Consider the following 983-nt stretch of genomic DNA (forward strand, 5'->3'; position numbering starts at 1 on the left):
TAGTAGGGTAAGAACCCCGCGCCTTACCACATTCCTGTGACAGGTTTCGAAGAACTCCCCTCCGAACCGTACGTACTTGTCTCCAAGTATACGGCTCTCCACTTGTCATCTCGACCAAAGATGCCTATTCACCGCGATGGATTTTATCGTGACATTCCTGACAAACAATGAGCGTCTTACGGTTCTTACCGATCATTACTCTTTCCCATTTTTCCTTGCCTTTGAGGTTCTTCAGCTTGTTGACATGATGAACCTCGTAGTTAAGCTTGAAATCGTTGGTGCCGCAAAGTTCGCATTGACCGGCTCTGAGCCGATCCAGCAAGCTTGTCGGGTTATTGAAGAACGGCATGAGGTTCGGATGAAGATCGGGATCAGTCAGTTTATAAGGAGTGGTTGACCTTGTAAACCCATCCTTGTAGAAGTAAAGGATTTTCGTCTGCCCTTTCTTGTCCTCGTACGGAATACCCCAGTGTTTGTCCACCTTGAATTTCTGCTTTACCTTGGCAATGCTGGATTTATATTTGTTAGCGAGAGTCGCTAGGCAACTATACTCCATAACATATCTCAGTTGCCACATATATCTGCTAACGTTGACCGCCATTTTGTAAAAGTTATAAAGTCCACGCAGGCGGGCGTTGTACAGTGCGACAATCTCGATATCGGGATGATTGATAATGGACGGAATATGAAGCATTCTCCATTGTTTGGCATTAATATCCTTAACCATCTTGTATTTCGTGATGAAATTCCTAATCGTGTCGTCCGGCATGTACAGTTCAACGCAACCGTTGAAAACTCTTTTCTTCACGCCATTTTTATCTTTTCGGAAATTCCAGTCGTTCCTGACCTTTATGATATGTCCGAGAAACTTGGCGCCGCCCTCGGAGTGAGATATCAGAGTCTTTTCTTCAGACAACTTGATCTCCAATTCGTTAGCCATGAACTCTTTGATATCATTTTTAATCGTTTCGCATTGTTCCTTA

The 983-nt window shown here is 44.0% G+C and carries 1 protein-coding gene; it reads right to left on the reverse strand.

What is annotated here, in order from left to right; genetic code table 11:
* Positions 1-124: 124 nt before the first annotated feature.
* A partial coding sequence (locus NLX71_RS26275; RefSeq protein ID WP_309248997.1) for an HNH endonuclease occupies positions 125-983 on the reverse strand: 859 nt, incomplete at its 5' end.

The organism is Paenibacillus sp. MZ04-78.2, from assembly GCF_024213375.1.
In the GTDB taxonomy this organism is placed as follows: Bacteria; Bacillota; Bacilli; order Paenibacillales; family NBRC-103111; genus Paenibacillus_G.